Source organism: Streptomyces sedi, assembly GCF_006335015.1.
GTDB classification, from domain to species: Bacteria; Actinomycetota; Actinomycetes; order Streptomycetales; family Streptomycetaceae; genus Streptomyces; species Streptomyces sedi.
Genome location: NZ_VDGT01000015.1, coordinates 75,746 through 92,697, shown reverse-complemented (window position 1 = coordinate 92,697; position 16,952 = coordinate 75,746). Strand labels below are relative to the sequence as shown.

General features: G+C 73.7%; 18 protein-coding genes. 12 read left to right on the top strand and 6 right to left on the bottom strand.

Annotated elements, in window-relative coordinates; genetic code table 11:
* Nucleotides 1-14: 14 nt before the first annotated feature.
* Nucleotides 15-854, bottom strand: a complete 840-nt coding sequence (locus FH715_RS19420; protein WP_139647186.1) for a helix-turn-helix domain-containing protein — start codon at nt 852-854, stop codon at nt 15-17.
* A 351-nt stretch (nt 855-1,205) separates the two neighbouring features.
* Here FH715_RS19420 and FH715_RS19415 point away from each other — a divergent pair, with 351 nt between their 5' ends.
* Complete coding sequence (locus tag FH715_RS19415; RefSeq protein WP_139647063.1) at nt 1,206-1,700, top strand: ATP-binding protein; 495 nt, start codon at nt 1,206-1,208, stop codon at nt 1,698-1,700.
* A 247-nt stretch (nt 1,701-1,947) separates the two neighbouring features.
* Here the strand turns inward: FH715_RS19415 and FH715_RS19410 are convergent, their stop codons facing one another.
* From FH715_RS19410 to FH715_RS19400, 3 genes are all read right to left on the bottom strand, one after another.
* Nucleotides 1,948-2,184, bottom strand: a complete 237-nt coding sequence (locus tag FH715_RS19410) for a DUF397 domain-containing protein (RefSeq protein ID WP_139647061.1) — start codon at nt 2,182-2,184, stop codon at nt 1,948-1,950.
* A 322-nt stretch (nt 2,185-2,506) separates the two neighbouring features.
* Nucleotides 2,507-3,688 (bottom strand): CobW family GTP-binding protein, encoded by a 1,182-nt coding sequence (locus FH715_RS19405; protein WP_139647059.1) that lies wholly within the window; start codon nt 3,686-3,688, stop codon nt 2,507-2,509.
* On the bottom strand, nt 3,688-3,942 hold the full coding sequence (locus FH715_RS19400; RefSeq protein ID WP_139647057.1) for a type B 50S ribosomal protein L31: 255 nt from the start codon (nt 3,940-3,942) through the stop codon (nt 3,688-3,690). The genes FH715_RS19405 and FH715_RS19400 overlap by 1 nt, the downstream gene beginning before the upstream one ends.
* A 327-nt stretch (nt 3,943-4,269) precedes the next feature.
* On the opposite strand from FH715_RS19400, the gene FH715_RS19395 reads away from it, so the two are divergent.
* The 6 genes from FH715_RS19395 to FH715_RS19370 all read left to right on the top strand — a co-directional run bounded on the left by FH715_RS19395 (nt 4,270) and on the right by FH715_RS19370 (nt 12,218).
* Nucleotides 4,270-5,250: a DUF3048 domain-containing protein gene (locus FH715_RS19395; protein ID WP_246108848.1), complete on the top strand. Its 981-nt coding sequence runs from the start codon at nt 4,270-4,272 to the stop codon at nt 5,248-5,250.
* A gap of 42 nt (nt 5,251-5,292) precedes the next feature.
* Complete coding sequence (locus FH715_RS19390; RefSeq protein ID WP_139647054.1) at nt 5,293-7,215, top strand: ABC transporter ATP-binding protein; 1,923 nt, start codon at nt 5,293-5,295, stop codon at nt 7,213-7,215.
* A gap of 118 nt (nt 7,216-7,333) precedes the next feature.
* Entirely contained in the window at nt 7,334-8,362 is a 1,029-nt protein-coding gene (gene mreB, locus FH715_RS19385; protein WP_139647052.1) for a rod shape-determining protein, read from the top strand.
* Between the two features lie 191 nt (nt 8,363-8,553).
* The gene (gene lpdA, locus FH715_RS19380) at nt 8,554-9,966 is read left to right on the top strand and encodes a dihydrolipoyl dehydrogenase (protein ID WP_139647050.1); all 1,413 of its coding nucleotides are present in this window, start codon (nt 8,554-8,556) and stop codon (nt 9,964-9,966) included.
* Between the two features lie 150 nt (nt 9,967-10,116).
* Nucleotides 10,117-10,872, top strand: a complete 756-nt coding sequence (locus FH715_RS19375) for a hypothetical protein (protein WP_139647048.1) — start codon at nt 10,117-10,119, stop codon at nt 10,870-10,872.
* A gap of 134 nt (nt 10,873-11,006) precedes the next feature.
* Nucleotides 11,007-12,218 (top strand): sensor histidine kinase, encoded by a 1,212-nt coding sequence (locus FH715_RS19370; RefSeq protein ID WP_139647182.1) that lies wholly within the window; start codon nt 11,007-11,009, stop codon nt 12,216-12,218.
* 12 nt (nt 12,219-12,230) lie between these two features.
* On the opposite strand, the gene FH715_RS19365 is transcribed toward FH715_RS19370, so the two are convergent.
* On the bottom strand, nt 12,231-12,716 hold the full coding sequence (locus FH715_RS19365; RefSeq protein ID WP_139647046.1) for a hypothetical protein: 486 nt from the start codon (nt 12,714-12,716) through the stop codon (nt 12,231-12,233).
* Nucleotides 12,717-12,764: 48 nt separating this feature from the next.
* On the opposite strand from FH715_RS19365, the gene FH715_RS19360 reads away from it, so the two are divergent.
* Complete coding sequence (locus FH715_RS19360) at nt 12,765-13,484, top strand: TVP38/TMEM64 family protein (protein ID WP_139647043.1); 720 nt, start codon at nt 12,765-12,767, stop codon at nt 13,482-13,484.
* A 30-nt stretch (nt 13,485-13,514) separates the two neighbouring features.
* Nucleotides 13,515-13,898, top strand: coding sequence for a DUF2255 family protein (locus FH715_RS19355; protein ID WP_139647041.1), 384 nt, complete (start codon nt 13,515-13,517; stop codon nt 13,896-13,898).
* Here the strand turns inward: FH715_RS19355 and FH715_RS19350 are convergent.
* Nucleotides 13,890-14,726: a phosphotransferase gene (locus FH715_RS19350; RefSeq protein WP_139647039.1), complete on the bottom strand. Its 837-nt coding sequence runs from the start codon at nt 14,724-14,726 to the stop codon at nt 13,890-13,892. The genes FH715_RS19355 and FH715_RS19350 overlap by 9 nt on opposite strands.
* Nucleotides 14,727-14,924: 198 nt before the next feature.
* Here FH715_RS19350 and FH715_RS19345 point away from each other — a divergent pair, with 198 nt between their 5' ends.
* The 3 genes from FH715_RS19345 to FH715_RS19335 are packed head-to-tail and all read left to right on the top strand — an operon-like array spanning nt 14,925 to nt 16,947.
* Nucleotides 14,925-15,560, top strand: coding sequence for a HemK2/MTQ2 family protein methyltransferase (locus FH715_RS19345; protein WP_139647180.1), 636 nt, complete (start codon nt 14,925-14,927; stop codon nt 15,558-15,560).
* Nucleotides 15,557-15,898, top strand: a complete 342-nt coding sequence (locus tag FH715_RS19340; RefSeq protein ID WP_246108847.1) for a CDGSH iron-sulfur domain-containing protein — start codon at nt 15,557-15,559, stop codon at nt 15,896-15,898. The genes FH715_RS19345 and FH715_RS19340 overlap by 4 nt, the downstream gene beginning before the upstream one ends.
* The gene (locus FH715_RS19335) at nt 15,895-16,947 is read left to right on the top strand and encodes an iron-containing redox enzyme family protein (protein WP_139647037.1); all 1,053 of its coding nucleotides are present in this window, start codon (nt 15,895-15,897) and stop codon (nt 16,945-16,947) included. The genes FH715_RS19340 and FH715_RS19335 overlap by 4 nt, the downstream gene beginning before the upstream one ends.
* The last annotated feature ends 5 nt before the right edge of the window (nt 16,948-16,952 follow it).

The following is a 16,952-nucleotide window of genomic DNA, read 5'->3' as shown; positions in this document are numbered from 1 at the left end:
CCCCCCGGGCCCGCTCAGAGCCGGCCGCGGAGCCCGGCGAGCAGGTCGCGGCTGGCCTTCTCGTCGAGCGCGGCGTCGGCGAGCCGGTCGAGGACCACCTGGTAGGCGGCGACCTCCTCCCGCTTGTCCAGATAGAGCGCGCCCGTCAACTGCTCCAGATAGATCAGGTCCGACAGCTCCTGCTCGGCGAAGCGCAAGAGCGTGAACGCGCCAGATTCGGCCACATGACCCCCGTGATCGAAGGGGACAACCTGGAGGGTGATGTTGGAATACTCACTGAACTCCAGGAGCGCGCCCAGCTGTTCGGCCATCGCCCGGCGCCCGCCGTAGGGACGGCGCAGCGCGGCCTCGTCCAGCACGCAGTGCAGGTGGGGGGCGTTCTCGGAGACCAGCAGCTTCTGCCGGCCCAGCCGCAGCGCCACCCTGCGGTCCACCTCGCCGCGCGGCAGCTCGCCCCGGTGACCGCTGACCATCACGGCGTGCGAATATGCCTCGGTCTGCAACAAACCATGCACGAACTGGAGTTCGTAGGTACCGATCCGCTCGGCCGCCGCTTCGAGGCCGACATAGGTCTGGAACCAGCTCGGCAGCACGTCGCTGTAACTGTGCCACCAGCCCGCGCGGTTGGAGGTGCGGGCCAGCGAGAGCAGGGGCTCGCGCTCCCCGTCCTCGGTGACGCCGTAGAGAGTCAGCAGGTCAGCCACGTCGCGGGGCTTGAAGCTGACCCGGCCCAACTCCATGCGACTGATCTTGGACTCGGAGGCGCGGATCGAGTATCCGGCCTGCTCCCTGGTGACCCCGCAGGACTCCCGCAGCCGCCTGAGCTGGGACCCCAGCAGGATGCGGCGCACCATCGAACCGCCAGCCTCGGGATTGCTGGGCTTACTCGTCGGCCCCGCCATCCGTTGCATACTCATGCGCTGCGCCCTCCACTTTCGCCACCGATGCAGTCTGCCATCTCCAGATGCCTTTTAGTGCCTGTCCGGTTACGGTCCATCAAAAATGTCCGTGCACGTGCATCCGCCCTTGCATTTGCCGTGAGCGTTGGGAAGCATGAGTCCTGCGAGCTGAGACACACAGCACGCGCATAACGGCCTGCCCGCCCTCCCGTGGTGCTGGTGGGACGGGGGTTGTCACGCCTGCCCTCGCCTGCCATCCCCCGGCTGAACGCAGTGCCGCCACCGCTATGCCAGGAGTGCCGACCCATGGGGACCGAGGCAACGCCCTTGCTCGACGCCTTAGGGCATCCGTTGCTGCCCGTCGACCCGCGGAGCGTGTCGGACGCGGCGGCGATCGAGCTGGCACCGCGTCCCGAATCGGTGCGGCAGGCAAGGGACTTCGCCCGGGTGACGCTGCACTCCTGGCAGCTGGACGAGCAGTTCGACTGCGTCGCCCTCGTCGTCTCCGAACTGGTCACCAACGCGCTGCGGCACGGGGTCGCCCCCCGCACGCCCGAGTGGGTCCCGGCGCAGGCGCGTCCGCGGCTGGAGTTGGAACTCGTCCGCTGCACCGCGCGGTTGGTCTGCGCGGTGCGCGACCCGAGTGAACGCGCTCCGAGGCCGGCGCACGCGGACAGCGCGGCGGAGTCGGGGCGTGGACTGCATCTGGTGGAGAGTTTCAGCGATGACTGGGGATGGCGCCCGCTGCACGGGAAGGCCCGAGGGAAGATCGTGTGGGCGATCTTCCTGACCGACAGCTAGGCCGTCTCGTTTGGATCTTCGCGGGGGCGCGACGCCAGCTACGGCACCTCGCTGCGTTACCGAATCGCGCGAATACGGCCAAGTATGAGCTGCGATCCGGCGCCTTGCGATGCACCGCATCTGACGCCGCGCCCTGATCCACGAAGATCCAAACGAGACGACCTAGACAACTCCCGCGCGTTTCCCGCCACGCGCCCCGCGTTCCGTTCGGCACCCGTCGCGGAGAGGACCCCGGCTCGGCGGTGGCTCAGCCGATCAGATGGTCGAACTCGCCGTCCTTGACGCCGCGCAGCAGCGCCTCCATCTCGGCCGGCGTGTAGACGAGCGCCGGCCCCTCGGGGAAGCGGGAGTTGCGCACCGCCACGTCCCCGCTGGGCAGCCTCGCGAACTCGGCGCAGGTTCCCTGCGAGTTGCTGTGGCTGCTCTTCATCCACTGCACCCCCCGCAACAGGCTGGCCGTCATGCCGTTGTAGGCGTTGGGCATGGTCTCTCCCCGGATCGTGCGAGTGGAACTCGGTCGCCGCCTCCCCGTCCCCCTGAGGGCCCCCCGGAGAGCCAACCACTCCGGATCATAACGCCGTTCACTTGCATATGCACGGGACAATGCACGTGCACGACCCGGGGTCGCCGGGCGGTCACGGATGGTCCGGTCGCGATCCGTGAGCACTCTTGCTCCCTCCGGTCGGTGGTTCGACGCAGCCGGAGCGAACATGGTTGCCACGGGTTCCGCTTTTCCCTCGTCCGCCGTTCCCGGCCGACCCGTCGGTCGGCCCCGAACGGGGCCCGGTCCCCCCGAGGGGGCCGGGTCAGAAGACCGGATCGAGCAGTTCGTCGAAGGCCGAGCCCAGCCGGAGCCACGCGGACCTGCCGGCCGCGTACTCCGCGTCGTTGAGGAGACAGGAGCCCAACAGCCAGCGGACGCGGTCCGCCCGCAGCCCGGGCCCGGTGAAGACCAGGTGCTGTCCACGGTCCCCCACCTCGGGGTCCCAGTCCAGGGTCGCGGCGATCCGCCATTCCAGGGGGAGTTCGTCCCAGTCCGGCCAGGGGAGCGCCGCCAGCCAGGGACCAACGTTGTCCACCACCAGGGAGCCGCCGGCGGCGTCCCAGCCCAGCAGCGAGTCCGGCCGGTCCGCGAGCCAGAAGCGACCGCGGCTGCGCGGCGCGAGCGACGTCAGCCGGGGCAGCGCCGCGTACAGCCGCTCCGGGTGGAACGGCCGGCGCTGGCGCCAGACCATGGTGCGCACGCCGTGTTCCTCGGCGAGTTGGGGCAGTTGCGCGCTGCCCGGGTGCTGCCGCGCGGCCAGCGCCACCACGTCGACGCTCGACCGCCCGTCCGCCGGCACCTGGTCGCGGATGGCCGCGGCCGGGAAGGCCGGGTCGCGTACGTCGACCCGACGGGCGGTCGGGTGCAACTGCCGCAGCAGCGCGAGGTCGGCCTCGGTGACCCGACGCGAGGGCGCGCCCAGCGCGAGCAGGGGCGCGTACTCGACCTGGCGCGCCCAGGTCTCGGCGACCGTGCGGGTGTCGTCCTCGCCGGTGGCCAGGTGCGCGGCGGCCAGATCGTCCGGCGAGGTCAGGCTGGAACGCACCCGCGCCGGGTCGACGGCGGTGACCACCCCGGTCAGCCGCAGCCGTTCACCGCCGTGGGTGACCAGCGCCTCGGCCATGGCCTGCGGCTCGACCGAGTCCCACAGCTCCACCACGGCCAGCTGGCAGGTGCCGGCCTCGGAGAGCCGGCGCAGCGCGGGGACGAGGTCGTCGGCGAGCGCGCAGCAGGCGCAGTCGTTGGGCAGCGACACCTCGCCGCTGCCCAACGGGCCCTCCGCGTCCGAGATCACCCGGGTGACCAGGGAACGGCGGGCCCGCGTCAGATCGTGGTGCAGGGCCAGGGCACCGGGCGTCGCGCCCAGCAGGGCGCGAACCGCCGCGCCGCGCGCCTCAGCGTGCAAGCCGGCGACCAGTACGACGGGAAGGGCGGGAAGGGGCATCAACGCTCCCCATGCCGGCCGTAACGCCGCTCGAAGCGCTGCACGCGTCCGGCGGTGTCCAGCACCCTGGCGGTGCCGGTGTAGAAGGGGTGGCTGGCGGACGAGGTCTCCACGTCGACCACCGGGTAGGTGTTCCCGTCCTCCCACTCGATGGTCTGGTCACTGGTCGCCGTGGACCGGGTGAGGAAGGCGTAGCCGGCCGCGCGGTCCCGGAAGACGACCGGCCGGTAGGTGGGGTGGGTGTCGGCTCTCATCACGGCTCTCCTTCGCGTCGCTCGGGTGCCCACGCGGGTCCGCCCACGCGGACCGCCGTCCGAGTACCCAGGCCGGGCCGAGGGTCCCCTCGACCAGGACACGGATCGGGGAAAGGACCGGGCAACCGGCGAGAGGACCGGGCAACCATGCCACTGGTCACACTCTCACGGAACGGGAACCGTTTTCACCGGCGCGCTCCCCCGTGAGAGGGGCACTGGACTCCCGTGCGAATTTCCCGTGCGCCCGGGAGCCGCTCGGGTGCGCCCCCCGGACGAAGGCCGTTCCGCCACCCCCGCGTTCCCCCGCCGCGCCGCTATCGTGGTCGGGTGACGACGAAGCGGGTCCGGCGGGCGGCCGTCGCCGCCCTGGCCGCAGGGGTGTTGCCACTCGTCGGCTGCCAGGTGGAGCACCGCGAGGACCGCGACGCCGACGGCGCCCGGGTCTCGCCGCTCGACGGCCTGCCGGGCGAGCCGGGCCAGTTGCTCGCCGTGAAGATCGACAACGCGGCACCCGCCCGCCCCCACACCGGAGTCGACGCCGCCCGGATCGTCTATGTCGAGGAGGTCGAGGCCGGCCTGAGCCGGCTCGTCGCCCTCTACGCCGGCCAACTCCCCGACCGCGTCGGGCCGGTACGCAGCGCGCGGGAGTCGGACCTGGAGCTGCTGCGGCAGTTCGACGAGCCGGCGCTGGCGTTCTCCGGCGCCCAGGGCGCCCTGCTGCCGCTGATCGACGAGGCGCCGGTGCACGCCCGCCCGCCGGAGGCGGCGCCCGACGCCTACAGCCGCGACCCCGACCGCGCCGCCCCGCACAACCTCTATCTCGACCCGGCCGCGCTGCTGGCCACCGCGCCCGAGGCGACCGAGGTCGACGAGGTCCCCGACATCGGCCACACCTTCGGCGAGGCGCCGGAGGGCGGCACCCCGGTCGAGGAGCGGGAGGCCGGCTACGGCAGCGCGTCGTTCACGTTCCGCTGGGACGGGGAAGCGGACGAGTGGGCGGTGGCCATGGACGGCCAGGAGACCGAACTCGCCGCCGCCACCGTGGTGTTGCAGCGGGTGACGGTGCGCCCCTCCGAGTTCGGCGACGGCGGCGGCGCGGTCACCCCCTACACGGAGACCGTGGGCTCCGGCACCGCGACGGTGCTCCGCGACGGCCGGGAGTGGCCGGCCGAGTGGCGGCGGCCGAGCGCACGGCGCGGCACCGAGTTCGAGACGACCGACGGCGAGCCGTTCCCCCTCGCGCCCGGCCAGCTCTGGATCGTGCTCCTCCCCGAGCAGCCGGGGACCGAACGGGAGAACGAGGGATAACGGCTTGACTTCAACTTAACTTGAAGAACTACCTTCGTCCTCATGAGCATGGAGATGACCGCCTGGAACGCGCTCTACAACGCGCGTTACGCCAAGGACGACGAGCGCCCCTTCTCCCGCGCGACGCTGCGCCGCATCGGCCGTTTCGCTCGTCCCCACCGCACGCCGCTGATCTGGTTCCTGCTGCTCAGCGTGGTGACCGCGCTGCTGGCCGTGGCGACGCCCGTGCTCGCCGGCCGGGTGGTGAACGCGATCACCGACGGCGAGGCGGAGCGCGTGGTGATCACCCTCGCCCTGCTGATCGCCGGCATCGCCGTCGCCGAGGCGGCGATCGGGCTGGTGGCGCGCTGGCTCTCCGCGCGGATAGGCGAGGGACTGATCCTCGACCTGCGCACCGCGGTCTTCGACCACGTGCAGCGGATGCCGATCGCGTTCTTCACCAGGACCCGCACCGGCGCCCTGGTCAGCCGCCTCAACTCGGACGTCATCGGCGCCCAGCGCGCGTTCAGCAACACGCTCTCCGGGGTGCTCAGCAACCTGGTCATGCTGCTGCTCGCCCTCGGCGTGATGGTCACCATCTCCTGGCGGATCACCGCGCTCGCCCTGCTGCTGCTCCCCGTCTTCGTGCTGCCGGCGCGGCGCATGGGCGGCCGGCTGGCGCGGCTCTCCCGGGAGGCGGCCAACCACAACGCGGTGATGTCCACGCAGATGACCGAGCGCTTCTCCGCGCCCGGCGCCACCCTGGTCAAGCTGTACGGGCGGCCGAACGAGGAGTCCGAGGAGTTCGCGACGCGCGCCCGGCGGGTGCGGGACATCGGGGTCAGGTCGGCGATGGTCCAGATGGTCTTCATCACCGCGCTGACCCTGGTCTCCGCGCTGGCGTTGGCGCTGGTGTACGGCGTGGGCGGCTTCCACGCGCTGCGCGGCGAGCTGGAGGCGGGCGCCGTGGTGTCGTTGGCGATGCTGCTGACCCGGCTCTACGCGCCGCTGACCTCGCTGGCGAGCGCGCGGGTCGAGGTGATGAGCGCGCTGGTCAGCTTCCAGCGGGTCTTCGAGGTGCTGGACCTGAAGCCGCTGATCGAGGAGCGCGCCGACGCACGCCCGGTGCCCGAGGGGCCGGCCTCCGTCCGCTTCGACGGGGTCGACTTCGGCTACCCGTCGGCCGAGAAGGTCTCGCTCGCCTCGCTGGAGGAGGTCGCCACGCTCGACACCAGGGGCGGCGAACAGGTGCTGCACGGGGTCTCGTTCACCGCCGGCGCCGGTCAACTCGTCGCGCTCGTCGGCTCCTCGGGCGCCGGCAAGTCCACCATCGCGCAGCTCGCCACCCGGCTCTACGACGTCGACGCGGGCAGCGTCAGCGTCGGCGGCGTCGACGTCCGCGACCTGACGGCGGCCTCGCTGCGGCGGACCGTGGGGATGGTCACCCAGGACGGGCACCTCTTCCACGACACGATCCGTGCCAACCTGCTGCTGGCCGCGCCCGAGGCCGACGAGTCGGCGCTCTGGGACGCGCTGCGCAGGGCCAGGCTCGACGACCTGGTCGCCGCGCTCCCCGACGGCCTCGACACGGTGGTGGGCGAACGCGGCTACCGGCTCTCCGGCGGGGAACGCCAGCGGCTGACCATCGCCAGGCTGCTGCTCGCCCAGCCCCGGGTGGTGATCCTCGACGAGGCGACCGCCCATCTGGACGCCACCTCGGAGGCCGCCGTCCAGGAGGCGCTGGCCGAAGCGCTGGCGGGGCGCACCTCGGTGGTCATCGCGCACCGGCTCTCCACGGTCAGGGCGGCCGACCAGATCCTGGTCGTCGAGGCCGGCCGCATCGTCGAACGCGGCACGCACGACGAGCTGTTGGCGGCGGGCGGGCGCTACCTGGAGCTGCACCGCACCCAGTTCGGCGGGGACGGTGAGGGTGACACCGCCACGGAGGGGGCGGCGGCGCCGGCCGAGGCCGAGCCGGTGAGCTGACGCACCGTTCGCCTGACGCGCCGTCCGGCTGACGGCGCGTCGGGCGCCCGCCCGGGAGCGTCGCCCGGTCGGCGGCGCTCAACGCGCGGCGCGCGACCCGCCGCCCGAGCCTGGAACCATGACCCTCACGCTTGAACACCTGCGCCGCTGCACGGTGGCCGCCGACCTCGGGGCGGCCCGCACCCGCGTCTACCTCAGACAGACAGGACTGATCGTCGACGAACCGTCCGTCGTCGCCGTCAACACCAGAACGGGCTCGCTGATCGCCGTCGGCACCCCCGCCGAACGGATGGCCGGGCGCACCCCCGCCAACATCCGGGTGGTACGCCCCATCTCCGGCGGCACCGTCGTCGACATCCAGATGGCCCAGCGCATGTTGCGCGCCATGGTCGGCGCCAAGCACCGGCGCGCGTGGCGGCGCAAGCCGATGCTGCGCGCCGCCGTCTGCATCCCGCACGACGCCGACCCGCTGACCCGGCGTGCCATGCACGAGACGCTGGTGGGGCTCGGCGCCCGGCGGGTGGAGCTGGTCGACGGGCTGGTCACCGCCGGCGTCGGCGCCGGGCTGCCGGTGGAGGAGCCGGAGGCGACCATGATCGTGCAGTGCGGCGCCTCCACCACCCAGATCGCGGTGCTGGCGCTGGGCTCCATCGTGGCGGCCGAGAAGGTGCCGATGGGCGGCGAGACCATCGACCGCGCGCTGCTGCAACACCTGCGCAACCAGCACGAGGTGATGCTCCCCAGCCAGGCGGTGCGCCCCCTGCACACCGCGCTGGCCAGCGCGGCCGACGCCGTCACCGAGGTGCACGGCAGGGACGTGGCCACCGGCCTCGGGCGCACCGTCATGGTGGACCCGGAGTCGCTGCGGGCCGCGCTGCGCGCCCCGTTGACCGGACTGCTCGACGCGCTCCGTTCGGTGCTCCACCGCTGCCCGCCCGACCTGGTCGCCGACCTCGCCGAGCGCGGCATCGTGCTCACCGGCGGCGCGGCCCGGCTCCCCGGCCTGGACGAGGCGATCCGGCAGCACACGGGCGTCTCGGTGACGGTCGCCGACGAGCCGGGGCTGTGCACGGTGCTCGGGCTCGGCGCGCTGCTGGAGGGCCGGATCACCTCCCAGGTCCCGGCGCCCGAGGCCATCCCTGCCTGACCGCGCCCCCGCCCACCGCCCGCGCCGTCGGCCCCCGGCCGGCCCCGTCCCGTGGCCACCCGCGCCCCGCCGTCGAGCGCCCCTCGACGGCGCCGGGTGGCCGCCGGGGGACGATCCGCGTCGTGGTGTGATGGAGGTGGGCAGGAGCCAGACCACCATCCCGAGAGCGTGAGAGAAGGCGTGAGGGTCACATGAGCACGCAGCACTACGACGTCGTCGTCCTGGGCGCGGGGCCCGGGGGTTACACGACGGCCGTCCGGGCCACCCAGCTGGGGTTGCGGACCGCGATCGTCGAGGAGAAGTACTGGGGCGGGGTGTGCCTGAACGTCGGCTGCATCCCCTCCAAGGCGCTGCTGCGCAACGCGGAGTTGGCCCACGTCTTCCAGCACGAGGCGGAGACCTTCGGCATCCGCGTCGAGGGCAAGGTCAGCTTCGACTACGGGGAGGCGTTCCGCCGCAGCCGCAAGGTCGCCGAGGGCCGGGTCAACGGCGTGCACTACCTGACCAAGAAGAACGGCATCACCGAGTACGAGGGCCGCGGCACCTTCACCGACCCGAACACCCTCCAGGTCGCGCTCAGCGAGGGCGGCTCGGAGACCGTCACGTTCGACCACTGCGTCATCGCCACGGGGGCGACCACCAAGCTGCTGCCGGGCACCAGCCTCAGCGACCGCGTGGTCACCTACGAGGAGCAGATTCTCAGCGAGACCCTGCCCGGAAGCATCGTGATCGCGGGCGCGGGCGCCATCGGCGTCGAGTTCGCCTATGTGCTGAGCAACTACGGCGTGGACGTCACCATCGTCGAGTTCCTCGACCGGCTGGTGCCGCTGGAGGACGCCGACGTCTCCAAGGAACTGGCCCGGCACTACCGCAAGCTGGGCATCAAGGTCATGACCTCCACACGGGTCGACGCCATCGACGACTCCGACCCGGCCTCCCCGGTGCGGGTCACCGTCACCGACGCCAAGGGGCAGCAGCAGGTGCTGGAGACCGACAAGGTCCTCCAGGCCATCGGCTTCGCGCCCCGCGTCGAGGGCTACGGCCTGGAGGCGACCGGCGTGCGCCTCACGGAGCGCGGCGCGATCGAGGTGGACGGCGTCAGCCGCACCAACGTGCCGCACATCTACGCGATCGGCGACGTCACCGCCAAGCTGATGCTGGCGCACGCCGCCGAGGCGATGGGCGTGATCGCCGCCGAGACCATCGGCGGGGCGGAGACCATGGAGCTGAACTTCGCCATGATCCCGCGCGCCACCTACTGCCAGCCGCAGATCGCCAGCTTCGGGCTGACCGAGGCGCAGGCGAAGGAGCAGGGCTTCGCGGTCAAGACCGTCAAGTTCCCCTTCACTGCCAACGGCAAGGCCCACGGCCTCGGCCAGCCCGCCGGCTTCGTCAAGCTGATCAGCGACGAGACCCACGGCGAGCTCCTCGGCGGCCACCTCATCGGCCCCGAGGTCACCGAGCTGCTGCCCGAGCTGACGCTGGCCCAGCAGTGGGACCTCACCGTCCACGAGGTGGCCCGCAACATCCACGCCCACCCGACCCTGGGCGAGGCCGTCAAGGAGGCCGTCCACGGCCTGGCCGGCCATATGATCAACATGTGAGTCCGCGCCGACGGGCGTCCGGCGACGGCGCCCGGCGACGGCGCCCGGTGACGGCGCCTGGTGACGGCCCGCTCCCCGCCCTGGTGGGGGGCGGGCCGCCCGTCTCTACGATGGGTGGTGAACGGCGGTGCGGCCGGGGGGAGTTGCTCGGTGAGTCTGGTGACATGGGTGTCGGCGGGCGTGGCGTTGGGGAGCGCGGCGCTGACGGGGGTGCTCGGTTACTGGGCCCAACGGCGGCTGCGCGGCGCGGAGGAACGGTCGCTGATGGCCACCTACGGCATGTCCCTGGCCTGGGCGGCGTACGACCTGCAGAGCAGGTTCTTCAACATCCTGCGAGGCCACCAGATCGATCAGGAGCCGGGCACCAGCAACGGGTTCGTGGAGGCGTTCCTGCGGCGGGGCAGCGAGCGGGAACGCGCCTATGTGCGGCGGAGCACGGTGTTCGTGATCGCCGAGTATCTGGGGTGGGTCGAGATCCTGCGCCGGGACGTGCGGTTTCTCGACCTCGGCCCTTCGCGCACCAACCGGGAGGTGATGACCCGGATCTTCGCCGTCGACAAGGCGTTCAACCGCACGAAGGACAGTGACGCGTTCCGGCTCTTCCGCGGCCACCAGCGGGCGATCGGCGAGCTGATGATCCATCCGGAGGGCGGTCCGGGGGAGCGCAGATGCCTCGGCTACGCCGAGTTCAGCGCACGGCTGGACGACGATGCGGAGTTCCGGCGCTGGTTCGACGGGCTGCTGGCCGACGTGGACGGGCTCGTCGGGGGAACGGGGCCCGCCGTGGAACGGCTGACGGCGATCCAGCACGCCCTGGTCGAGTTGATCGAGCTGCTCGACCCGAAGGCGCAGCGGCTTCCGCGGTTCCGCGACCGGTTCAGGACCGGGCCGAACGCCGGGGGGTGACGGCCGGGGGGTGACGTCGGCGCCGCGCCCCGGGGCGGGGTGCCGCTTCCCTCCCCTCACCCCTCCCCCCTACTCCCTCTCTACTCCCGTCGTCGTACGCGCGGCGGCGGGGCGCGGCCTACCGTGGTCGGGTGATGGCCAAGGTGGTGCGCGGGGCGGCTTCCGGAGGGCTGGCCAGGGACCTGGCGTTGAGCGCGGCGATCGGCTGCCTGACCGCCGCCGACCTGGCCTCCAATGTGCCGGGCTCCCGCGAGGACGACGCGCTGAGCTGGCTGCTGCTCGGCGTGGCGGTGCTCGGCCTCTGCTGGCAGCGGCGACGCCCGCTGCTCGCCGTGGTGGTGACGGGCGTCGGCTCGTTGGGCTGGACACTGCTCGGCCATCTGGGCGAGTTGCTGAACCTTCCCTGGATGGTGGCGCTGTACTTCCTGGCCTGCTCCAGCGACCGACGGCGCACCGTGGCGATCGGCCTGCTGGCCGCCGCGGCCTCCGGGATCGTCTCCGTGCTGGCCGGCCAGGAGGAGGGGCGGCCCATGCCGTCGCCTGTGCTGGAGATGGCGATCCCGCTGGTGCCGCTGCTGCTGGGCGAGGTGGTGCGCGGGCGGCGCGAGTTGACCGCCTCCTACGCGGAACGGGCGCGCCGCGCGGAACAGGAGCGCGAGCGGGAGGCCGAGCGCCGGGTGCACGAGGAACGGATGCGGATCGCGCGGGAGTTGCACGACATCGTCGCGCACACCGTCTCGGCGATGACCGTGCAGGCCGGCGTGGCGCTGGACGCGCTGGACCGCCGCCCCGAGCTGAGCCGATCGGCGCTGCGGCAGGTGCGGGACTCGGGCCGGGAGGCGATCCGGGAGCTGCGCACCACGCTCAGCGTGCTGCGCGACGACGAGTCGACGCCGGTGGCACCCGCGCCCCGGTTGACACAACTGCCGGAACTGATCGCCCGGTTCCCCGGCGATCGCCCCCGGATCACGCTGCGCGGCGCCGCACTCCTCACGGGCGGACGCGCGTTGCCGCCCGTCGTCGAACTGACGGCGTACCGGATCGTTCAGGAGGCGCTCACCAACGTCGTCCGCCACTCCCGCGCCGACCACGCGACGGTCGCGCTCTCGCTGGACGCGGACGACCAGTCACTGGTCGTGGAGGTGGTCGACGACGGCCCGGCCGCCGCCGAGCACACCGGCGCCGACACCGGCCTCGGCCTGGTCGGAATGCGCGAACGCGCCAACGCCATCACCGGCACCCTGACCTCGGGCCCCCTCCCCGACGGCGGCTTCCGCGTCCACGCCCGCCTCCCCCTGACCGGGGGCGGGGGAACGGGCGGGGACGGGGCCGTTGCGGGGGCTTAGGCCGTGCGCCCCTCAGCGCGTCGGGCCCCGTTCGTCCACCGTGAAGGTCGGCGGGTGGGCGACGAAGAGGTCGCGGGCGACGGGGCCGTGGGCGATGTTGAAGGTGTCGAGCCAGTAGGACCAGTCGCGGATGCCGAGGGCGCTGGAGTAGCGGTAGTTGAGGTGCCAGCGGACCCACTGGCCGGGCGCGAGACGGACGGCCGGGGGGCGGCGGGAGCGGGGCGGCAGGGAGGCGCGGGGAACGACATGGGCGTGGACGCGCAGCCGGGAGCCGTCGGCGCGAAGGTCCAGGGGCAGCGCGTGGGGTGGTTGGTGGCCCGGGCGCGGGGCGAAGTCGGTGTCCTCGGACATGCGCACGACGTGCGCGAAGCCGTCGGGCAGGTCGGACGGCTCCGGCAGCGGGAAGCCGAGGGGCGCGGCGTTTCTGCGGGTGGCGGCCGGGCCGCCGCGGGAGCGTTTGGTCCAGGACGTCCTGACCCACTGCACCGTGATCTCCATCGCGCCTCCCCGTGCCCCGACCGTACCGCGCGGCGGCATCATGGGCGGGTGACGGTGTGGAGGGTGGCGCGGGTGGCGCTGCTGGTCGTGCTGCTCGGCGGGGTCGGGGCGGCGGGGGTGGCGGTCGGGCCCGAGGGGTTGGCGGCGCGGGCGTCGGGGCCGGCGGCGGGGCCGGTGTTTCTGGTGCTGTACGCGTGGGGGACGTTGGCGTTCGTGCCCAAACCGGCGCTCAGCGCGGCGGCCGGCGCGCTCTTCGGTGTCGGGTACGGGCTGCCGTTGACGGTGCTGGGGACGGTGGCCGGCGCGTTGCTCGGGTTCTGGGCGGGGCGCCTGCTGGGGCGGGACGCGTTGGGTCCGCTGCTGCGTGGCCGCCGGGTGGCGGAGTGGGAACGGCGGCTGACGGAGCGGGCGTTCGTGAGCGTGCTGGCGGCGCGGCTGATTCCGGTACTGCCGTTCGCCGTGGTGAATTTCGGGGCGGCGTTCTCCCGGATGGGGTGGGGGCCGTTCGCCGGCGCCACCGCATTGGGTACCGGCCCGGGGAACGCGGTGTGGGTGCTGGCCGGCGCGTGGGCGGCGACGCCCTCGACGGGGTGGCTCTGGCTGCCGGCCGGGGGCGTCGCGCTGCTGCTTGCGGGGGGCGCGCTGGCACGGCGGAGGCGTGCGCTCGCGCGAAGGGAAGCGTCAGGGGAAATGCTCCGACCGGCTCTCCAGGGAGCCTCGGAAACGGCCGATGGCCCGGGAGCGGGGCTGAGCACGGCCCGCGGCTGAGACCGAGTTGAGACCGAGGGAGAGGCCACCATGGCGCACTGGACCAGCGACGAACTCGACACCATCGGCGGCGCCGAGGAGCTGGAGATCGCGCCGTTGCACGACGACGGCACCGAGCACGGGCCGGTGACCATCTGGGTGGTGCGCCACGGCGACGGGCTGTACGTGCGTTCCGCGGGCGGGCGCCGGGGCCACTGGTTCAACGCCGCGAGGGAGCGGCACGAGGGGCGGGTGCTCGCCGGCGGGCTGGAGCGGAGGGTCGACTTCGTCGAGCAGGAGGACGCCCCGACGAACGAGGCGATCGACGCGGCGTACCGCGACAAGTACCGAGGCTACGGCGCGCGGTATGTCGATCCGATCGTCGGCGCGGACGCGCGGGCGGCGACCCTGAGCCTGGTGCCGCGCTCAGCGTAGGGCCGCCTCGAACGCGGCACGGTGCGCGGTCACATGGGCGTGCTCGCGAAGCGACCAGTCGACGCGCTCGGCGCACCGTTCCGCCTGGGCGCACCGTTCCGCCTCGGCGCACCGTTCCGCCTCAGCGTGCGGATCAACATCCCGGGCGCGGACGCGGGCGCGGACGCGGGCACGGGCGCGGGCGCGCCAGAAGGCCGCGTTGGCCAGTTGGCGGGCGAGGACGGCGTCGACGAGCGCGCCGCGTTCCGCGGGGGCGAGGCCGTAGGCGTCGGCGGCGAGCCGGAGTTGGGCCGCCTGGGCGGGCGGCGGCGCGGCGCCGGGCTTGCCGCTAAGGCACCAGGTCCACCCCAGATAGCCCAGGTCGGAGAGGGGTTCGCCGGGCGCGGCCAGGTCGAAGTCGAGGAAGGCGACGGGCCGGCCGTCGCGGAAGACGGTGTTGTTCGGCCCGGGGTCGTGGTGGCAGACGACCGGATGACCGCCGGCGAGGCGTCCGCCGCGAGTGGCTTCGTGGAGCGCGCGGAGCAGGGCGGCGGCGGTCGCGACCTGGTCGTCCGCCCAGCGCCGGAACCGGGCCGGTAGCCGCCCCGGCAGATACTCCAGCACGTCCCTGCCTCGGTCGTCCCGGCCGAGGTGGCGGGGCGCGCCGGTGAAGCCGCGTCGGCGCAGCTCGGTCAGCAGCGCGGCGACGAACGGCGCCGCCTCGCTCGCCGGTCGGCGCACGGTGTCGCCGACGCGCACGACGCCCGGGGTCAGCCGCCCGCCGGTCAGCGGGATCTCGGGGAGCGCGGTGGGCTCGGGAGGAGGCGGCGGCGTCGAGTGGGGTGCCATCGGGTGGGAGCCTCTCACGACGCGCCGGGCGCCGCTGCCCCGTTCGGGTGAACGCCGGTGGGCGGGGTGTGGCGCCGGGGGCCCCGGGTACTCGGCCGCGCGGTCTCGGGGCCTGTGCGGTGGGGGGTGTGGAGGTGTGGTCGGTTGACTGCTTCGTTGACGTCGCCCGGGGCGGCCTCGCTGGGACGGGTGGTGGTGATGCCCGGCGTGTACGCGCCCCAGTCCGACACCCTGATGCTGGCGGCAGCGCTGCGGCGCGAGGGACTGGTGCCGGGCATGGACGTACTGGAGGTGTGCTCGGGCAGCGGGGCGCTCGCGGTGCTCGCGGCGCGCACCGGGGCCGGGGTGACCGCCGTCGATGTCGGGCGGCGCGCCGTGCTGAGCGCCCGGATCAACGCGTTGCTGGCGCGGCGGCGGGTCACCGTGCGGCGCGGGGACCTGTTCGCCGCGGTGCCGGACCGCTCGTTCGACCTGGTGTTCTGCAACCCGCCCTATGTGCCGGCGCCCGGCGAGTCCCCGCCGGACCGGGGCGTGGCGCGCGCCTGGGACGCGGGGCGGGACGGGCGGGCGCTGGTGGACCGCGTGTGCGCCGGGGTCGCGCCCCGGTTGCGTCCGCACGGCGTGCTGCTGATGGTGCACTCCGGCTTGTGCGCCGCCGAGGAGACGCTGCTGCGGCTGGAGGAGGCGGGGCTGCGCGCGGAGGTGACGGATCGGGCGCGGGTCCCGTTCGGTCCCGTGCTGCGTTCCCGGCTGCCCTGGCTGCGGCGGCGCGGGTTGGTGCGGCCCGACGAGGAGACCGAGGAGTTGGTGGTGATCCGGGGGGAGAAGCGGTGACCGGCGGGGAGCGACCGCGCCGGGTGGTCGCGGAACGGGAGGGGCCGCTGCTGGTGGAGGGGCCGGTCGAGGTGGTGCTCGACGACGGGCGCGTGGTGCGGGGCGACCGGTTCCTGGTGGCGCTGTGCACCTGCCGCCGCAGTCGGCGTTACCCGTGGTGCGACACCAGCCACCGCCGCCGTGCGCGCGGCGAGAGGCGCGACGGCTCGGGCGATGTGGCGCCCGGCGACGCGGCCGGCGGCGCCACGAGCGACAACGCGGCGAGCAGCGCGGCGAGCAGCGCGGCGAACGACGCGGCAGACAGCGCCGCACGCGACGACGCGGAGGGCGACCGGTGAGCCGGGGACCTCGGCTGCCGGAGGCGCGCGGCGAGGTGTCGGCCGGCGTGCTCGACGCGCTGCGCGCCGGCGCGCACGCGGGGACGTGGCCGGACGCGGCGGCGGTGGACGGCGCGGAGCCGTTCGGCGACGACCTCCAGTTGGCGCTGTACACGCTGTACGAGCTGCACTACCGGGGCTTCGACGGCGTGGACGACGAGCGGGAGTGGGACCCGGCCGCGCTGCGGGCGCGGGTCGCCATGGAGGAACGGTTCCTCGCGGCGCTCAGGGCGGGGACGCGCGAACGGGGCGCCACCACCGTCGGACTGGCCGCCGCGCTCGACGCCCTGCTCGTCGAGCCGGTGGGCGACGCCCCCGGGAGCGTCAGCCACTTCCTGCAACGCGAGGGGCGGTGGTGGCAGCTGCGCGAGTACGCCGCGGTGCGTTCGGTGTACCACCTGAAGGAGGCGGACCCGCACGCCTGGGTGCTGCCGAGGCTGACCGGGCGGGCCAAGGCGGCGATGGTGGCGATCGAGTTCGACGAGTTCGGCGGGGGTCACGCCGAGCGGGCGCACGCGCGGCTCTTCGCCGAGCTGATGGAGGACCTCGGGCTGGACGCCGGGTACGGCCGCCAGCTGGACGCCGCCCCGGCGCCGGCGCTGGCCGTGGTCAACCTGATGTCGCTGTTCGGGCTGCGCCGGGCGCTGCGCGGCGCGCTGGTGGGGCACTTCGCGGCGGTGGAGATCACCTCGTCGCCCGGTTCGCGGCGGTTGGCCGAGGCGTTGCGGCGCGCGGGCGCCGGACCGGCGGGGATACGTTTCTATGAGGAGCACGTGGAGGCCGACGCCGTCCACGAGCAGCTGGTCCGCCGCGAGGTGGTGGCCGGACTGGTCGCTGACGAACCGGAGTTGGCCGCCGACGTGGTCTTCGGGATCGAGGCGACGGGGCTGGTCGAGGACGCCCTCGCCGAGCACCTGCTGGGTGCGTGGCGGGGCGGGCGGTCCGCGCTCCGCCGCCCGGCACCCGGCGCGGACCGCCCTGGGCTGACGGCCCGGGCCGTGGTGGCCTGACCCGG

Excerpts from the sequence above, each read along its gene's own strand:
- FH715_RS19420 (WP_139647186.1), bottom strand. The coding sequence starts at position 854 with ATGGTGCGCCGCATCCTGCTGGGGTCCCAGCTCAGGCGGCTGCGGGAG.
- FH715_RS19415 (WP_139647063.1), top strand. The coding sequence starts at position 1,206 with ATGGGGACCGAGGCAACGCCCTTGCTCGACGCCTTAGGGCATCCGTTG.
- FH715_RS19410 (WP_139647061.1), bottom strand. The coding sequence starts at position 2,184 with ATGCCCAACGCCTACAACGGCATGACGGCCAGCCTGTTGCGGGGGGTG.
- FH715_RS19405 (WP_139647059.1), bottom strand. The coding sequence starts at position 3,688 with ATGCCCCTTCCCGCCCTTCCCGTCGTACTGGTCGCCGGCTTGCACGCT.
- FH715_RS19400 (WP_139647057.1), bottom strand. The coding sequence starts at position 3,942 with ATGAGAGCCGACACCCACCCCACCTACCGGCCGGTCGTCTTCCGGGAC.
- FH715_RS19390 (WP_139647054.1), top strand. The coding sequence starts at position 5,293 with ATGAGCATGGAGATGACCGCCTGGAACGCGCTCTACAACGCGCGTTAC.
- mreB (WP_139647052.1), top strand. The coding sequence starts at position 7,334 with ATGACCCTCACGCTTGAACACCTGCGCCGCTGCACGGTGGCCGCCGAC.
- lpdA (WP_139647050.1), top strand. The coding sequence starts at position 8,554 with ATGAGCACGCAGCACTACGACGTCGTCGTCCTGGGCGCGGGGCCCGGG.
- FH715_RS19370 (WP_139647182.1), top strand. The coding sequence starts at position 11,007 with ATGGCCAAGGTGGTGCGCGGGGCGGCTTCCGGAGGGCTGGCCAGGGAC.
- FH715_RS19365 (WP_139647046.1), bottom strand. The coding sequence starts at position 12,716 with ATGGAGATCACGGTGCAGTGGGTCAGGACGTCCTGGACCAAACGCTCC.
- FH715_RS19355 (WP_139647041.1), top strand. The coding sequence starts at position 13,515 with ATGGCGCACTGGACCAGCGACGAACTCGACACCATCGGCGGCGCCGAG.
- FH715_RS19350 (WP_139647039.1), bottom strand. The coding sequence starts at position 14,726 with ATGGCACCCCACTCGACGCCGCCGCCTCCTCCCGAGCCCACCGCGCTC.
- FH715_RS19345 (WP_139647180.1), top strand. The coding sequence starts at position 14,925 with ATGCCCGGCGTGTACGCGCCCCAGTCCGACACCCTGATGCTGGCGGCA.